Genomic DNA, 16,459 nt, shown 5'->3' on the forward strand with positions numbered 1-16,459 from the left:
TAGCTTTTACCCGAGCAATAGCAGCAGCCACAGCAGCTTTACGTGGATCGGTTTCCATCTCAGCCGGAGTTTCAGCAGGAGTGTCTATTTCTGCAGTTGCTTGCGCTTGTTGGGCTTTTTTAGCTTTTACCCGAGCAATAGCAGCAGCCACAGCGGCTTTGCGCGGATCGGTTTCCACTTCAGCCTGAGCCTCAGCAGGAGTGTCTATTTCTGCGTTTGCTTGCGCTTGTTGGGCTTTTTTAGCTTTTACCCGAGCAATAGCAGCAGCCACAGCGGCTTTGCGAGGATCAGTTTCCACCTCTGCCGGAGTTTCAGCCGGTGTGTCTACTTTTGCAGTTGCCTGCGCTTGTTGAGCTTTCTTAGCTTTTACGCGAGCAATAGCAGCAGCCACAGCGGCTTTGCGCGGATCGGTTTCCACTTCAGCCTGAGCCTCAGCAGGAGTGTCTATTTCTGCGTTTGCTTGCGCTTGTTGGGCTTTTTTAGCTTTTACCCGAGCAATAGCAGCGGCCACAGCAGCTTTGCGCGGATCGGTTTCTACCTCAGCATCAGCCGGAGTTTCAGCAGGTGTGTCTATTTCTGCGTTTGCTTGCGCTTGTTGGGCTTTTTTAGCTTTTACGCGAGCTAATGCTGCCGCTACAGCGGCTTTGCGCGGATCACTTTCTGCATCGGCGGTGGTATGGGTATTTTGTGGTACCTGTTGTGCCAATTTAGCAGCTTGTTTTGCTCGGGCTTCTTCTTTACGTTTTTTGCGTGCAGCAATAGCCGCTGCGTTGTCAGGTTGTTCTCCTGCTTTAACAGCAATAATTTTGCCAATGCTATGTTTTTCTTTTACACGAGAAAGTGCAGATTGCACTTCATTTTGTTGGTGATCATCAAGCTTAACTGCAGCACGTTGATGTCTTGCCTCACGTTCAAGCTTTTCTCGTTCCATACGGATTTTTTTCGCTTCAAAGCGTGCCTTAGCTTCAGCCGCTCGCTTAGCTTCCGCATCAATTTCTCGTATTTCTGCTTTTTCTTGGCGGTAATATTGCACTAATGGAATATTACTAGGGCAGACAAAAGCACAAGCCCCGCACTCAATGCAGTCAAATAAATTATGTTGTTGCGCTTTCTCATGCTCTTTCCCTTTACTAAACCAGTAAAGTTGTTGTGGTAGTAAACCACTAGGGCAGGCGTCAACACATTGACCACAACGGATACAGGCTTCTTCAATATTATCTGTATCCATCTCTTCTGGAGAGGGAATTAATAAGCAGTTAGTAATTTTTATAACGGGGGCATTTAAGTCAGGTAAGGTGAAGCCCATTAAAGGCCCCCCCATAATGACCATCTGCTCAGAGCCAGCAACAAAGCCTGCTTGTTTTATAAGTGCATAAATAGGAGTACCTAAACGTGCCCAAAAGTTACCTGGGGTTTTAGCCCCTTGTCCAGTTACGGTGACGACACGTTCAATTAAAGGTTCATCATCGATAATGGCACGTTTAATTGCCACTACCGTCCCCACATTTTGCATTAATACGCCAATATCAGAGGAGCGACCGCCAGAAGGAACTTCTTTGCCCGTTAATATTTTGGTTAACTGTTTAGCGCCTCCAGATGGATATTTGGTAGGGATCACCCGAATAAAAATACGTTTTTCATTTGTGAGTGCTGCTAATGCTTGTTTTAAGGCGGCAATAGCTTCAGGTTTGTTATCTTCAATACCAATCAGCACTTCATCCGGTGACAGTATATGCATTAATATCTGACAACCCGCAATAACTTCATCTGCGTGCTCTTGCATAAGTCTGTCATCAGCTGTGATATAAGGCTCACATTCAGCGGCATTTATGATGAGCGTTTTAACTAAATCACCACCACCTTTTAATTTTGTGGCTGTTGGAAAACCCGCTCCCCCTAATCCAGCAATGCCTGCTTCATGAATACGGGTAAGCAATACTTCTTTACTTTGTGATTGATAGTCAACTAGCGGTGATTTTTCTCGCCATTCGTCTTTACCATCAGAGACAATTTTCACTGCAATTTCAGGCAGACCAGAAGGGTGAGTGCTTGGAAATGGCTCTATTGCCGTAACCGTACCTGATATAGAAGCATGAACAGGTAATGTTCTTCCTACGCCACGAGTTAAGGCTTGGCCTTTTAAAACATGATCACCCACTTTAACGCAAAGTTGCCCAGGAGTACCTAAGTGTTGATGAATAGGGATGGTAACCTCATCCGGTAACTGGGCAATACGCATAGGCGTGCGACTTGATTGTAATTTCATTTCGGGAGGATGAATACCGCCTTTAAAATCCCAAATTTTATCTTTTTTAAATAACGAAAAGAGATTAAACATGAGCGTTATCCTCCGTCTTTAATGACGGTTCATCTTCGGGTGTTTCTTCTGGCTCTGCAGGAATATTTCTTACAGGGATAGTATTTAAATCCCATTTCCAATTAGAGGTCGTCATTTTCACAGGAACTAAAGTAATACAGTCTGTTGGGCAAGGTGGAACACATAAATCACACCCTGTGCAGAGATCTTCTATTATGGTGTGCATTGCACGAGTAGCGCCGACGATGGCATCCACTGGGCATGCTTGAATACATTTTGTGCACCCGATGCAGTTGTCTTCATCAATTAAAGCCACTTTTCTCACCGGATTTAATGCTTCTTCATCACCGTCAAGTGGTTGTGGATCAACCCCCATCAGTTCGGCAATTTTTAACATAACCTGTTCACCGCCCGGTGCACAACGGTTAATCATTTCTCCATTATTAGCTACCGCTTCTGCATAAGGGCGACAACCAGGATGACCACACTGACCACACTGACTCTGTGGTAATATGGCATCAATTTTTTCCACAATAGGATCTTCTTCTACTTTAAAGCGACGAGCGGAATAACCTAAAATCAGGCCGAATAGAAGCCCTAGCACACCCAGTACACCAATTGCTATCCATAAAGAATTCATTACAGTTTCACCAAACCACTAAAACCCATAAAGGCAAGAGACATTAAACCCGCAGTAATTAAGCCAATAGAAGAGCCTTTGAAAGGAGCAGGAATATTGGCGACAGCCAGTCTTTCTCTAATGGCTGCAAATAACACCATAACTAAGGAGAATCCTACCGCAGCACCAAAACCATATACTGCTGATTGCATAAAGGTATGTGATTGATTGATATTCAGTAATGCGACCCCTAATACGGCACAGTTGGTGGTAATTAAAGGTAAGAAAATCCCCAATAGACGATATAACGTTGGACTCGTCTTTCTTACGACCATTTCTGTAAATTGCACCACAACAGCAATCACTAAAATAAAGCTGAGTGTACGTAAATAGAGTAAGTCTAAGGGAACTAAAATAAAGGTATCCATTAGCCAAGAGCTAATAGAGGCAATCGTCATGACAAACGTTGTCGCAAACCCCATTCCTATCGCGGTTTCTAATTTTTTTGATACACCCATAAATGGGCATAAACCGAGGAATTTGACGAGTACAAAGTTATTCACCAAGACGGTACCAACGAATAAAAGCAAGTAATCAGTCATTGCTATGCCAAAATTGTTAAAAAATGGAGAAAAAGCCTCATAAAATAAAGAGGCTAAACGGGCGAGTATAATATCAAGCTGAAATGTATGAAGTTATCGATCTTGTGTGAAAGTTTCACGGACACGCTTAGCATATTTGATATAAGGCACAAAGCAGACAGTTGCCATAACGGCCCATAATAGTGACTTAACCGCGGTTTGATCATCAACAGGGGCGAAACCGAAACTTTTTATCGCCAACAATAAGTTAATTAATAACCAAATAATAAATAAACGAGGAAAATTTTTAGCGCGGTAAAAGAACTGTCTTAATAAATAAGCGGTAAATGCAAACATCGCCCATGTTGTTAACACGGAAAGATACCAGCTTGATACCACATGAAAAGGTAGCTGGTGGATAATCGAAAAATCTGAAAAATATCGTATTAAATATAAAACAGACATTAAACCTAAGCCCACTATCGACAACAGCAAATAAGCCAAAGGGGCAAGTAACCAACCCGTAATAGGGGCTTTAGGGGATTGCTGGGGCAAAACGTTTGTCTGAGGTTTTAATTTCATTAATCAAAGATCCTACTATTATACTAAGTTCTAAACGAGATATTATCACAAACTTTGTTATTATTTATTTAGCTGTAGAAGTGAAAGTCATTTTTCATTTATAGAATAAAAAGATAAAAGCGGGATAGGGTTATGACAAAAAATTTAAACGTGGGGATTATAGGCTATGGTTATGCAAGTAAAACCTTTCATGCTCCCCTGATCTGTACCACTGAGGGGTTAACACTATCAGCCATTTCAAGCTCTGATAAAAGTAAAGTTATCGCTGATTTTCCTAATATTACGGTGTATGCCAACCCACAACGACTGATTGATGATCCAGACATCGATTTAATTGTTATTCCAACACCTAATAACACTCACTATACCTACGCCTCACAAGCCTTAAAAAACGGTAAACATGTTGTTGTCGATAAACCTTTTACTTTGACACTCGATGAAGCAGAAAAATTGGCACAACAAGCGAAAGAAGCTAAGAGATTACTCTCAGTTTTTCATAATCGTCGTTGGGATGCCGGTTTTCTTACCGTTCAAAAATTACTCGCCGATAAAACATTAGGTGAAGTCAGTGCCTATGAAGCGCATTTCGATCGTTTTAGACCCGCTGTGCGCCAACGTTGGCGTGAAGATGCCGGACTTGGTGGAGGACTTTGGTACGATCTGGCCCCTCATTTACTAGACCAAGCGGTATGTCTTTTTGGTCAACCTTATGCAATCACTGCTGATATTGCTCAGTTGCGCCCTAATGCTAAAAATGCTGACTACTTTCATACACTATTAGACTATGGTCATCTGAAAGTTATTTTACATGCCTCTATGTTGGTTGCCTCACCTACGCCTATTTTTGCTATTCATGGGACCAAAGGCAGTTATGTAAAATATGGTTTAGATACCCAAGAAGATGCATTAAAAGCGGGTTATCTTCCGACTGAAATGTATAACTGGGGGGCTGATCCTCAAGAGGGTGAATTAACATTATCGACAGAGAGTGGTGAATTAGTAACAACAAAGTTACCGACTCTATCAGGTAATTATCCCGCTTATTATCAGCAAATTTATCGTGCGATTGCATTTGGTGAAGAGAGTCCTGTTACTGTGTCACAAGCCATTAATGTTATGCGTTTAATTGAAGCCGGTAGCCTTTCAAATCAATCAAAAACCACAATTAAGCTGTAAACATTAGGGAGTGACGAAAACCATGTCTTGGTGGCAAAAGCTAAAAATTGACTCTTTTTTAATGATTATGATCTTGGTGGTCATACTCGCAACATTATTACCTGCGCAAGGTGAGATAAAAGTCATCTTTCAACATCTCACTACGGCTGCGATTGCCTTATTGTTTTTTTTGCATGGGGCAAAGCTTTCTAGAGAAGCGATATTGTCAGGACTTGGTCATTGGCGCTTACATTTAGTGGTTTTTGCCAGTACTTTTGTTTTATTCCCATTACTAGGGTTGGGACTACAGTTTATGGTGCCTGACTGGATGTCACCTACCGTTTATATGGGATTTTTATATCTTTGTGCTTTACCTGCGACAGTACAATCCGCTATTGCCTTTACTTCTGTTGCTGGTGGTAATGTAGCAGCGGCAATCTGTAGTGCATCAGCATCAAGCATTTTAGGGGTATTTTTATCCCCTGTGCTGGTGGGTTTTTTAATGGAAACACAAGGCTCTGCTGAGCATTTTGATACTGCGGGGGCGATACAATCTATTTTATTACAACTAATGGTGCCTTTTATTATCGGTCATTTATCTCGTCCATTAATTGGCCGTTGGGTTGATAATCATAAGATGTTAGTGAATAGAACCGATCGCTCTTCTATTTTGCTGGTGGTTTATGTTGCATTTAGTGAAGCCGTCGTTGAAGGTATTTGGCATAAAATTGACGGTTGGTCATTATTAACTATCACCATTGTCAGTTGTGTATTACTGGCTATTGTACTTGTTATTAATATTTATAGTGCAAGATGGCTTGGCTTTAATAAAGCTGATGAAATCACGATTGTATTTTGTGGCTCGAAAAAGAGCTTGGCGAATGGAGTTCCCATGGCAAATGTACTATTTCCCGCAGCAACGGTGGGGATCATGCTATTACCGCTGATGCTATTTCATCAAATTCAATTAATGGTTTGTGCCATATTAGCTCAGCGTTATGCTAATCAAGCTAAAAAACACCATCAGTAGTCACTGTAAAAATAGAGCAAAAGATAAAAATACCGCCTTAGCAATAAGGCGGTATTTTTTCGTTAATATTAACCTAAACTCACTTTTTTAATTAATGCATCACGTTCAGCTTGGCTAATAAAAGCCATAGTAAGACCATTAATTTGTGCTTGGCGAATTTGTGCTGCGGTTAAACCCGCCGCAGGAGCAGCAACAGTATACTCATGTTTTAACTCAATACCTTCCACGGCCGGATCGTCAGTATTGAGTGAGGCGATAATACCGTGCTCTAAGAACTTCTTAAGAGGATGTTGTGCTAAAGAGGCAATAGTACTGGTTTGAATATTTGAGGTTAAGCAAGATTCAATACCAATTTGGTGCTCTGCGAGATAATCCATCAAACGGGGATCTTCAATGGCTTTAACACCGTGACCAATACGACTTGCCCCTAATTCTTTAATCGCGTGCCAAATACTTTCAGCACCAGCCGCTTCACCTGCATGAACGGTGATCTTCCAACCAGTATCACGAGCACGATTAAAGTGAGGTTGGAATAAATGCCCAGGGAAACCTAATTCATCGCCAGCTAAATCAAGTGCGGTGATTTTATCTTGATGTTTTAATAGACCATTTAATTCTTGCTGGCAGGCATTTTCACCAAAAGTACGGCTTAAGATGCCGATTAAACGGATCTCAACATCATAAGTGTGTAAGGCACTTTGTACACCATCAATAATTGCTTCAACAACACCTTCAATCGGTAATTGATGCTTCATGGCCATATAGTAAGGTGAAAAGCGTAATTCTGCGTAATCAATACCTGCATTAGCAACATCGACGACGTTCTCATAAGCAACACGGCGACAAGCGTCTAAATCGGCGAGTACAGCAACGCCCCAATCTAGCTTTTGTAAAAAGCTCACTAAGCTAGGCTCATTTTTAGTTATCTGCACATGTGGGCGCAATGTTTCTAGCTCATAGGCAGGTAGGGCAATATTATGTTGTTGCGCTAAATCTAAAATTGTTTCCGGACGGATGTTTCCATCTAAATGGCGGTGCAAATCGGTTAAAGGCAACTGTGTGTCAATCACGTGTTATTTTCCTTTTTAATAATAATAATGAAAATCCACTTGTTATGGTGACTTTCTTTTAAGGGGAATAAAGTAATAAATTGCCTATTATTATGAATGATTTTCAATTGATTCACTATAAATTAAACTAAAGTTGCTTATTTTTAATACATAAAGAGGCGTTTTTTTTGTATTTTTCGATGATAAAAATTATTTTCAAATTAATACTGTACATTTATTATCTTTATTTTTCAGTATAGTTGATGCTTCTTATCAACTTGGCTGAAAATGTAATTTTTCCTTTAAAAACAAATATATCATACTTTTTGATATAAGCTATCAGATATACTGATAGGTGTTAGTAAGAATTAAGAATGTCTATTAGCGGAAGGGCTGATTATCTAATTATAAATAAAGTGATTGTTTTATTAATTATTGTTAATAATATTGGGATATTAAAAAATAACAAATCTATTATATTTAATAAGGAAGTGAACAAACAAAATAAAATCATAATATATTCTTGCTAGAAAAAGGCTAATCACTTTATTTTTAATATTGCATATATTGGAGCGAGAATATGAATGGAAAATCAAATAATAGTTTAATAAATAATGATAGTAATAAACAAATAGCTAAACCAATAATTCCGCCACCATCTGCTAACCCTACTTTAAGTTCACAAATGGAGACAGGAGATGGCAATGTTGCTTTAGATTTAGTTGTGGTAATAGATACAAGTGGCTCAATGGCTGATGAATCTTCTGATTTAAGTCAACAAATAGATGATGCTGTTCAAAAGGTATTAGGACGTTGCCCATCAAGTTTAAGAGTCACTTTTTTAGGAATAGAAGGTACGTGGGATAATACTAAGTTCGATCGCTCAGTGACTGACTATTTAATGACACAAGGTGTATCTGCTCACAAACTACAAGCAAGAGCGCCATTTAAAGAGGCTGATGGACGAGATCATGCTGGAAATAAAGAAGATTTATGCCGAGCCGTCATTGATGTGTGTAAATATTTCGATTGGCGAGATGGCGCTCGTCGAGCAATTTTTGTCTTAGGTGATGAAGGTATGGAAGGTGGCGGAGGTGTATTAACACAAGCCGCTGTGCTTAAAAACAATGAGGCAATAGTGGTTGCTAGAAGCGAAAAAGTAAAAGTATATACTTATCAGGGAACGCCTAATGATGATCCCTCTAATGTGGATCGCTTTCCTACTATTGCTGATAGAGATAACATCACGAAAGAGTATGTACGCTTAGCGCAGATGACGGGAGGACGCTCTTATATATACACAACAGGTATCGCTAATTTTTCTTTAGTTCTGCAAGAAATTCTATGTGACAGTTTAACATTACCTAAACTTCCTGATCTGAATAAAGATAATTCAACGTGTCGTCATGTTTGTGAAGAGCTCTCTACTATTATATCAACAGTTAATACCCTTGCAGAAATAATGCATAAAGCGATTGATTCATGTTGTAAAGATGATTGGGGCACACGCGAAGTGTTTAAGCCCAATTGTGATTGTTAATAACAATAAAAAGCCCCTTATCATAAGAATGGTGATAGGGGGCTTTATTGATTAGTGACTGTGACTGTATGGTATCAGTGACTAAAATTAATTGTTTTCAGCAGGTGCTGCTGGGATCTCAACTTGTGGCTCTTCTATTGCATCATTTTGATCTGGCTCTTCTGAATATTCAGGATAATCAGAGTCATCATAATCATAAGAAGAAGCACCCGCACCGAATAACATCGCCGCTAAACCTAACATTTGAGGGGCTTGTGTTACTTCCATAAACTCATCAAAGCTGTAAGTTTTACCGTTCATAGTAAATTTATCAGCAGCATAGTTCAGGTTTAAAGACAGTTTATTACCGTCTTGTGATAACAGCATCAATGGCAGAGCATCTTTCTCGTCTTGAGAAATTTGATTGATATTTTGCTGTAATTCAGTTTTTAACTGTGCCATGTCGTTAGCGGTTGTTTTCTGAATTTCAGCTTTATCTTCGTCTGTTAAGCCTTTTTCAGAATAACGCATAACATCAAGGTATTGTGTGGTACTACGGAACTCCGTTAGCATTGGTACAGAAAGATCGATATTAAAATCGATATTATTAAACAATTCATTAAACAGAACTGAAGGCGCCTTGTCTTCTTTTTTCAGTGCATCAGCATTGAACGCATTTAAATCTAACTTAAAGTTTAGTTTGCTTGCGCCACTGCTATTGGTAAGCGATGCTTCATCGATACGGAATACTAAACCTTTTTCCAAAACATCACGTACAGCTTGCTCAATCATCGCTGAATTATCGTATTTATTTTGATTCCAAGGTAAGAAGGTGCTGTTATAAACTTTTGTTAATAGCAACATCGCATCTGGATCTGCTTTATCAATTGAGTAAGCAAATTTACCCGCACCAAAATCAAAACCACCAACATTAAGAGATTTAAAACTATAATCTTGAGTGATAAAGAATAATTTATCTTTAATTTGGCTCTTAGTAGCAAGAGAAGTATCTTTTAAAGTGAAATTAGATGACTTATCTTGGCTCGTAAAGGTAATATCGCCAAAGTTCAGTGTTTGTGTATCAAATAGATATTGATCGTCTTTAACTTTAGTTCCTTCGACAGAGCCTGCAATATTTTTCAGCGTAAAGGTTTCATCATTACCTTTCTTAACAATGACTTCATCACCTTTTACTGCTGTTGAGATGTTTGTTGCATTTTTATCGGAAGAAAAATCAATCTGAAACGCAGATGTTGTTAACTGGCTACCTTCTTTGCTGTAATTAATAGGATTTATGTTAACTTTACCCGATACACTGCCATCAAACGATAAAGAAGAGTGCATATCAATAAATGATGGCTCTTTGGTCAACTTAAATAGATCTTTAGTGGTCTCATTATTCACTAAAGTATTATTCATTGCTGCTAACTTAGGAGCTAGATTAAATTGAGCAATATCAGAAAGAGGGAATGGCCCATGGTCAATATCCGTCTTAAAGAGCACTTCTTCTACTTTTTTATCTTCATCTGATTTGGCATGCTCTGAAATCACAACCGCAAGATCAGCAGTAGAAGTAAAGACGCCTTTCTTATAGTCACGAATTTCAAGTTTAATATCCGCACCTAATTGGCTTTCTTTAGCAAGTTGCGCTAATTGAACGTTAGTGCGTTTGGTTTCTTCCTGTAAGCGGCTTTCAATTTTACTGCCCATGTACCATGATGCACCGGTCCAAACAACACCTAGTGCAACAATAACACCAACAGCGACAAGCGATTTCTTCATAATTCTAGTCCATCCTCTGTGTATGCTTCGTAGCATACGTTCTTAAGATTGTTTTGCTACCCTTAAACAATCCAACAAATTGGTTTTGGTTATCAATACTCTGAATATGAATATAGATAATTAGCGTATATTAATTGCTATCTATATTCTCTGTAAATATAGATTTAGTGAAATAAGAACGCAATCAGAACTTACTTAGTTATAAGCTAACACAATGAGTTTAAAGAGAAATAATTATAGATAACTTAAATAAGGCAATTAAAGATAAAAATGTCGTTTTTTGGTCTTTTTTGGATTAAAAGTATATTTATTTAAGCCATATTTGTATTTATGATACAGAATAAAAGCTTGTAATTAATATGGTTATAAATAGAGAGCAAAAACACCAATATTATCGTGAGCCAACCTCATTTAATCAGAAAAATCAACCAATTTCATTCTGTTATAAATTTCATAAGCTCGCTTTAGCTCTCATATTTATTATTCTATTTATGGCATGATAGCTGTATCCGAGTTATTTACTAGAAAGTAATTCGGAACTAATCAATTATTCTGTGTACTTAAGGAGATTGAAATGGCAGCCACTCGCATTGAAAAAGACTCAATGGGACAAATCGAAGTACCAGCTGACCAGTTATGGGGAGCTCAAACGCAGCGTTCTCTAGAACACTTCCGTATTTCAGTAGAAAAAATGCCTGTTGCACTGATCCACGCGCTTGCTTTAACCAAAAAAGCCGCCGCCGGTGTCAATATGGATCTCGGGTTATTACCTAAAGAACGTGCAGATGCAATTATTGCTGCTGCTGATGAAGTGCTGGCAGGTAAACACCCAACTGAATTCCCATTAGCAATCTGGCAGACCGGTTCTGGCACTCAATCAAATATGAATATGAATGAAGTGTTAGCTAACCGTGGTAGTGAGATACTCGGTGGTATCCGTGGCATGGAACGCAAAATTCATCCGAATGATGATGTTAACAAAAGTCAAAGTTCAAATGATGTGTTCCCAACGGCCATGCATGTCGCTGCTGTTATCGCATTACGTCAGGATTTACTGCCGGAATTAAAATCATTACTGAAAGTATTTAAAGAGAAAGCAGAAGCTTTCCATGATATCGTCAAGATTGGTCGTACTCACCTGCAAGATGCGACACCACTTACATTAGGTCAAGAAATCTCCGGTTGGGCGGCGATGCTTGAGCATAATATCAAACATATCGAAGATTCAGTTCCTCATGTGTGTGAGCTTGCGTTGGGAGGAACGGCGGTTGGTACAGGATTAAACACACATCCTGAGTACGCAGTTCGCGTTGCTAAACGTATCGCTGAATTATCAGGTCAGCCATTTGTCACGGCTCCTAACAAATTTGAAGCATTAGCAACCTGTGATGCACTGGTTCATTCTCATGGTGCGTTAAAAGGTTTAGCTGCCTCATTAATGAAAATAGCTAATGATGTACGTTGGTTAGCATCTGGCCCTCGTTGCGGTATTGGCGAAATTTCTATTCCAGAAAATGAGCCAGGTAGCTCCATTATGCCAGGTAAAGTGAACCCAACTCAGTGTGAAGCGTTGACCATGCTGTGCGCTCAAGTTATGGGTAATGATGTTGCTATCAATATCGGTGGTGCTTCAGGTAACTTTGAACTGAACGTATATCGCCCAATGATTATTGATAACTTCCTACAATCAGTGCGTTTATTGGCTGATGGTATGCGTAGCTTTAACGAGCATTGTGCTATTGGTATTGAACCAAACCGTGAGCGTATTAATAAATTATTGCATGAGTCTTTAATGCTGGTTACGGCATTAAATACCCATATCGGTTATGACAAAGCTGCAGAGATCGCGAAGAAAGCTCATAAAGAGGGCTTAACGCTGAAAGAATCTGCACTGAAACTGAACTACCTGACAGCAGAAGAATTTGATAGCTGGGTACGTCCAGAAGATATGGTTGGTAGTATGAAAAAATAAGCAATTATACGCTTATTTTATCTAGTACAATATTGGATCCCGCTATCCCAGATAGCGGGATTTTTTTCTATTGCTTATTTTTCAAGATATAAATGTAAGCGTGGAATAAGTAATTGTAACTTTTTGGCTTTAGGACGATGGCGAATTTGAATATTATTCACATCATAATCAGCTAATTCACCTATTATGGGCTTAAAGTCTGACTCTTTATCAATGTAGAAAGCTAATAATGGTAGGGGACAAGCATATTGTACCTGTTTTTGTTGCTCCGAATACCAAACTCTGGCAATAGGTTGGACTTTCACTGGACGCTTAATTTTTAATTTGGCATTTTCCGGGAGTTGTGAAAGGGTCATTATCTCTTTATCGATACGTTCAGCCCATTGTTCACTAGTATAAGGAGGTACGGCGCGATTGGCCTCTCGACTTTTTTCTAGCTGAGCTAACACATCATTACGAGTTAAGTTTTTTATAATGTTTTTATTGGCCCAGCCAAAACGTACTGTATCAGGATCAGAAAGTAGGGTGAGGGTGCGATAAGCATTAAGTGTAATTAAGCCTTTTAGCTGATTATGGACAAAATCAAAACGTTCTTCTTTCGAAATACCAGACTCTTTCGTCACAATATCTGAAAGTTGTTTTTTTAATGAATTAATGCTCTCTACTTGTGTTTTTACATTCTTAAATACAGGATTGCTGACACTAAAACAGAGTACCCCCGGTAAACGTATCGCACGCTTGCTACTGACATGTGGGGCATTATCATAGATAAAGAGATTGGTCATTAATTTTAAAGAGAGTTCTAAAGCATCAAGATCATAACTAGGTGACACTGTAACATTTGTTATCTCATCATGTTCATCTTCTTTACTTACCTCAGGTAATTCAAAAACCGCAGAAGGAAGTTGCTTTAACTGACGAAGAAAATCGGTAAGAGCATTGATTTCTGTTTCAAGTTGTTGAAAACAGAGATTAAATCGCTGTATTGCATCATATTTGCTCATCTCTATAACCTTATTTAGTTACAACATACAATTAGCCGTTATTAAAAACAATACATAAACTTCAGTGGAATGTATATCGTCTAGTAGGGTGAAAATTAAAAAATCACGCTATACTGTTTATTTATACAGTATAGCGATAAAAGGGCACTTTGTTGATGATATTTTTCTTAAATATCGTTATATGCGGTTTTTTTAAGCTAGCTTGGTTTTATTTTTAATCTTCTTCAGGAGGGTAATGAAAAGCTGTATATTCGTCTACACAATCTGGCTTAGTCGGTGGACAGTTGTCTACTGTGGCAACAGATATAGATGTAAATAATAGTGTTGCTAGTATTATTGGTAATTTTATTAAAGTCATGGTTGTTGTCCTTTTCAAAATAGAGAATCCATATTAAAAAAAGCAAAGTAAAGTCACAATTTTCTTTATTATCAATAGGTTTTTATAAATTAACAGACAGAAAATTATGACTTTTTATTGTGCTATTCGATTAAGGCGCAGTGCGATTAATAGTGCTGTTAACATTAAAAAAGCAATAAACAAACCAACACCAAGCCAACCAAAATTGACCCAGAAGATCCCACCTAGTGTTCCCGCAATACTCGAGCCTGCATAATAGGTAAATAGATAAAGAGAAGAGGCCTGCGCACGTCCTCGTTTAGCTCGACGTCCAACCCAACTACTTGCTACCGCATGGGCAGCAAAAAAACCGGTAGTTAGAATAAGCATACCTATAAAAATAATTGCTAGAGAGTCAAATAGTGTAATTAATATACCCGCTAGCATCATAGAAACACCGGCAATAAACACTTTACCTAATCCATATTTATTGGTTAATAAGCCTGCTTTCGATGCGCTATAAGTTCCACTCAAATAAACAATTGAAATTAAACCAACGGTTGTTTGAGTTAATGAATAAGGTGCATCTAATAGGCGATAACCAATATAATTAAATAAGGTTACAAATCCTCCCATTAACAAGCCACCTTCAATAAAAAGAAGAGGGAGTCCTTTATCTCTAAAATGCAATTTAGTTGTGATAAGAAGATTACGTGGTTTTAAGGTTGCTGGCCTAAAATGTTGTGATGTCGGCAATATTCGCCAAAAAATGATAGCAGCAATAAGGGCAAAAATACCTAAAATAATCACAGACACACGCCAAGAGTAATAATCACTCAAAACACCAGTAATAACACGGCCACTCATACCACCAATAGAGTTACCGCTAATATAAAGCCCCATCGATAAGGCTAGATAAGCAGGATGGATCTCTTCGCTAAGGTAGGTCATCGCAACGGCTGCAACACCACTAAGTGATAGCCCTACGAGTGCTCGTGTAATTAAAATTCCCGTCCAGCTATTCATCATGGCACTTAATAGTGTGAAAAAAGCCGCACAAAATAGCGCAATAACCATCACATTTTTTCGACCAAACGCATCAGAAAGAGGCCCTGTAATCAATAGACCACAAGCCATAAGACCTGTAGAAAGCGATAAAGCAAGACTACTGGTTGCTGGGGTGACTGAAAATTCTTTTGATAGGATAGGTAAGATAGGTTGCACAAAGTAGAGTAATGCAAAAGTGGCTAAACCAACCATAAAAAATGACACTGTCACTTTTATATAAAGCGCGTCATCACGCTGGATATAGTGTTTCGGACTGTTTGGTTTAGAAGTGGTGTTGATAGAAACATCTTCTTTTAGGGCCATGTTTTTGCTGCTTATTTCATGAGTGTCCATAAAAAGTGGCTATCCAATACTTAAATTTGATTTATATCAATGTTAGAAACATTTGATTTTTTTGTCTAATATATTAATCATTAGCAATAAGACTTTTAAAGTATCAATAGGCATTTACATCAACGAATAATACAAATTATGAATATAGAACTTCGCCATTTACGTTATTTTATTGCTGTTGCTGAAGAATTACATTTTGGTAAGGCAGCTGAGAGATTAAATATTTCCCAACCTCCTTTAAGTCAGCAAATACAAGCCTTAGAAAGTGAGATAGGGGCTCGTTTACTTGAAAGAACCAATCGTTCTGTTTCGTTAACCCCGGCAGGACAAATGTTTTTAAAAGGATCCTATCAAATTATGGCACAAGTTAAGGCGGTAGCGACACGAGCATCAAGAATGGAAAAAGGAGAATTAGGTGAAATTTCAATTGGTTTTACCTCAACATCACCTTTTATGCATTTGGTTACGTTAAGTTTGCGTCAATTTAGGGAAAATTATCCTGAAGTCGGTATTCATATGCATCAAATGAATACCAAACAGCAGATATCACCATTATTAACTGGCCACATCGATTTGGGAATTATGCGTAATACGGTGTTACCTGATAATTTGCACCACCAGCTCCTATTTCGTGAACCTTTTATTTTGGCAGTTTATGAAGGGCATCCTTTACTTGAATACAAAGAAACAGGCGTAAATATTCAAGATATTGGGCAATATCCTTTTGTATTTTTTGAGCGAGATGTAGGAACGGCGCTTTATGATGAAATTATTCAATTGCTTAGCCTTGCGGGAATTACACCAACGATAGCACAGGAAGCCGGAGAGGCGATGACCATCTTGGGGCTTGTTGCTGCCGGATTAGGGATTTCTATTGTGACAAAATCATTTACCCGTATGAAAGTTGATGGTGTGCATTATCTGCATTTTGCTAATTCGAATGCTTTCTCTGAAGTATGGTTAGTTTCTCATAACAAACGAACGATCCCCGCTGCGGCCAATAGGTTGACTCAATTATTGCTAAAAAATATCTTAGAAGATCAAAAATCTTGATTTATATGTGCTTTCCATCACGATTTTTATGTAATTATTGTACAATTATCACAAACTG

At 38.6% G+C, this 16,459-nt stretch carries 13 protein-coding genes; 5 read left to right on the forward strand and 8 right to left on the reverse strand.

What is annotated here, in order from left to right; genetic code table 11:
* From rsxC to HMPREF3129_RS05185, 4 genes are all read right to left on the reverse strand, one after another.
* Window positions 1-2,338: electron transport complex subunit RsxC (gene rsxC, locus HMPREF3129_RS05170; protein ID WP_070486867.1), on the reverse strand; the 2,338-nt coding region annotated here is incomplete at its 3' end.
* Window positions 2,331-2,957 carry an electron transport complex subunit RsxB gene (gene rsxB / locus HMPREF3129_RS05175; protein WP_004243020.1) on the reverse strand — a complete coding sequence of 209 codons (627 nt, stop codon included), beginning with the start codon at window positions 2,955-2,957 and terminating at the stop codon, window positions 2,331-2,333. The genes rsxC and rsxB, both read right to left, overlap by 8 nt.
* The gene (gene rsxA, locus HMPREF3129_RS05180) at window positions 2,957-3,538 is read right to left on the reverse strand and encodes an electron transport complex subunit RsxA (protein ID WP_004243017.1); all 582 of its coding nucleotides are present in this window, start codon (window positions 3,536-3,538) and stop codon (window positions 2,957-2,959) included. Before rsxA ends, rsxB begins: the two co-directional genes overlap by 1 nt.
* Window positions 3,539-3,631: 93 nt before the next feature.
* Complete coding sequence (locus tag HMPREF3129_RS05185) at window positions 3,632-4,099, reverse strand: DUF2569 family protein (protein WP_012367953.1); 468 nt, start codon at window positions 4,097-4,099, stop codon at window positions 3,632-3,634.
* Between the two features lie 132 nt (window positions 4,100-4,231).
* Here HMPREF3129_RS05185 and HMPREF3129_RS05190 point away from each other — a divergent pair, with 132 nt between their 5' ends.
* Together HMPREF3129_RS05190 and HMPREF3129_RS05195 are read left to right on the forward strand one after the other, a co-directional pair.
* Window positions 4,232-5,275 carry an oxidoreductase gene (locus HMPREF3129_RS05190; RefSeq protein WP_036918365.1) on the forward strand — a complete coding sequence of 348 codons (1,044 nt, stop codon included), beginning with the start codon at window positions 4,232-4,234 and terminating at the stop codon, window positions 5,273-5,275.
* Between the two features lie 22 nt (window positions 5,276-5,297).
* The gene (locus HMPREF3129_RS05195; protein ID WP_004243014.1) at window positions 5,298-6,284 is read left to right on the forward strand and encodes a bile acid:sodium symporter family protein; all 987 of its coding nucleotides are present in this window, start codon (window positions 5,298-5,300) and stop codon (window positions 6,282-6,284) included.
* Between the two features lie 68 nt (window positions 6,285-6,352).
* Here HMPREF3129_RS05195 and add read toward each other — a convergent pair whose 3' ends face one another.
* Window positions 6,353-7,354 (reverse strand): adenosine deaminase, encoded by a 1,002-nt coding sequence (add, locus tag HMPREF3129_RS05200; protein ID WP_004248098.1) that lies wholly within the window; start codon window positions 7,352-7,354, stop codon window positions 6,353-6,355.
* A 559-nt stretch (window positions 7,355-7,913) separates the two neighbouring features.
* Here add and HMPREF3129_RS05205 point away from each other — a divergent pair.
* Window positions 7,914-8,873 carry a hypothetical protein gene (locus HMPREF3129_RS05205; protein WP_070486870.1) on the forward strand — a complete coding sequence of 320 codons (960 nt, stop codon included), beginning with the start codon at window positions 7,914-7,916 and terminating at the stop codon, window positions 8,871-8,873.
* An 87-nt stretch (window positions 8,874-8,960) separates the two neighbouring features.
* Here the strand turns inward: HMPREF3129_RS05205 and HMPREF3129_RS05210 are convergent, their stop codons facing one another.
* Window positions 8,961-10,634: a YdgA family protein gene (locus HMPREF3129_RS05210; protein ID WP_023843567.1), complete on the reverse strand. Its 1,674-nt coding sequence runs from the start codon at window positions 10,632-10,634 to the stop codon at window positions 8,961-8,963.
* 574 nt (window positions 10,635-11,208) lie between these two features.
* On the opposite strand from HMPREF3129_RS05210, the gene fumC reads away from it, so the two are divergent.
* Window positions 11,209-12,606, forward strand: coding sequence for a class II fumarate hydratase (gene fumC, locus HMPREF3129_RS05215; RefSeq protein WP_004243002.1), 1,398 nt, complete (start codon window positions 11,209-11,211; stop codon window positions 12,604-12,606).
* Between the two features lie 74 nt (window positions 12,607-12,680).
* On the opposite strand, the gene tus is transcribed toward fumC, so the two are convergent.
* Window positions 12,681-13,610, reverse strand: a complete 930-nt coding sequence (tus, locus tag HMPREF3129_RS05220) for a DNA replication terminus site-binding protein (RefSeq protein WP_036918364.1) — start codon at window positions 13,608-13,610, stop codon at window positions 12,681-12,683.
* Window positions 13,611-14,082: 472 nt separating this feature from the next.
* Window positions 14,083-15,348, reverse strand: coding sequence for an MFS transporter (locus HMPREF3129_RS05225; protein ID WP_036918362.1), 1,266 nt, complete (start codon window positions 15,346-15,348; stop codon window positions 14,083-14,085).
* 138 nt (window positions 15,349-15,486) lie between these two features.
* On the opposite strand from HMPREF3129_RS05225, the gene HMPREF3129_RS05230 reads away from it, so the two are divergent.
* Entirely contained in the window at window positions 15,487-16,401 is a 915-nt protein-coding gene (locus tag HMPREF3129_RS05230; protein WP_070486872.1) for a LysR family transcriptional regulator, read from the forward strand.
* Window positions 16,402-16,459: the final 58 nt, after the last annotated feature.

Source organism: Proteus sp. HMSC14B05 (genome assembly GCF_001808035.1).
In the GTDB taxonomy this organism is placed as follows: domain Bacteria; phylum Pseudomonadota; class Gammaproteobacteria; order Enterobacterales; family Enterobacteriaceae; genus Proteus; species Proteus mirabilis.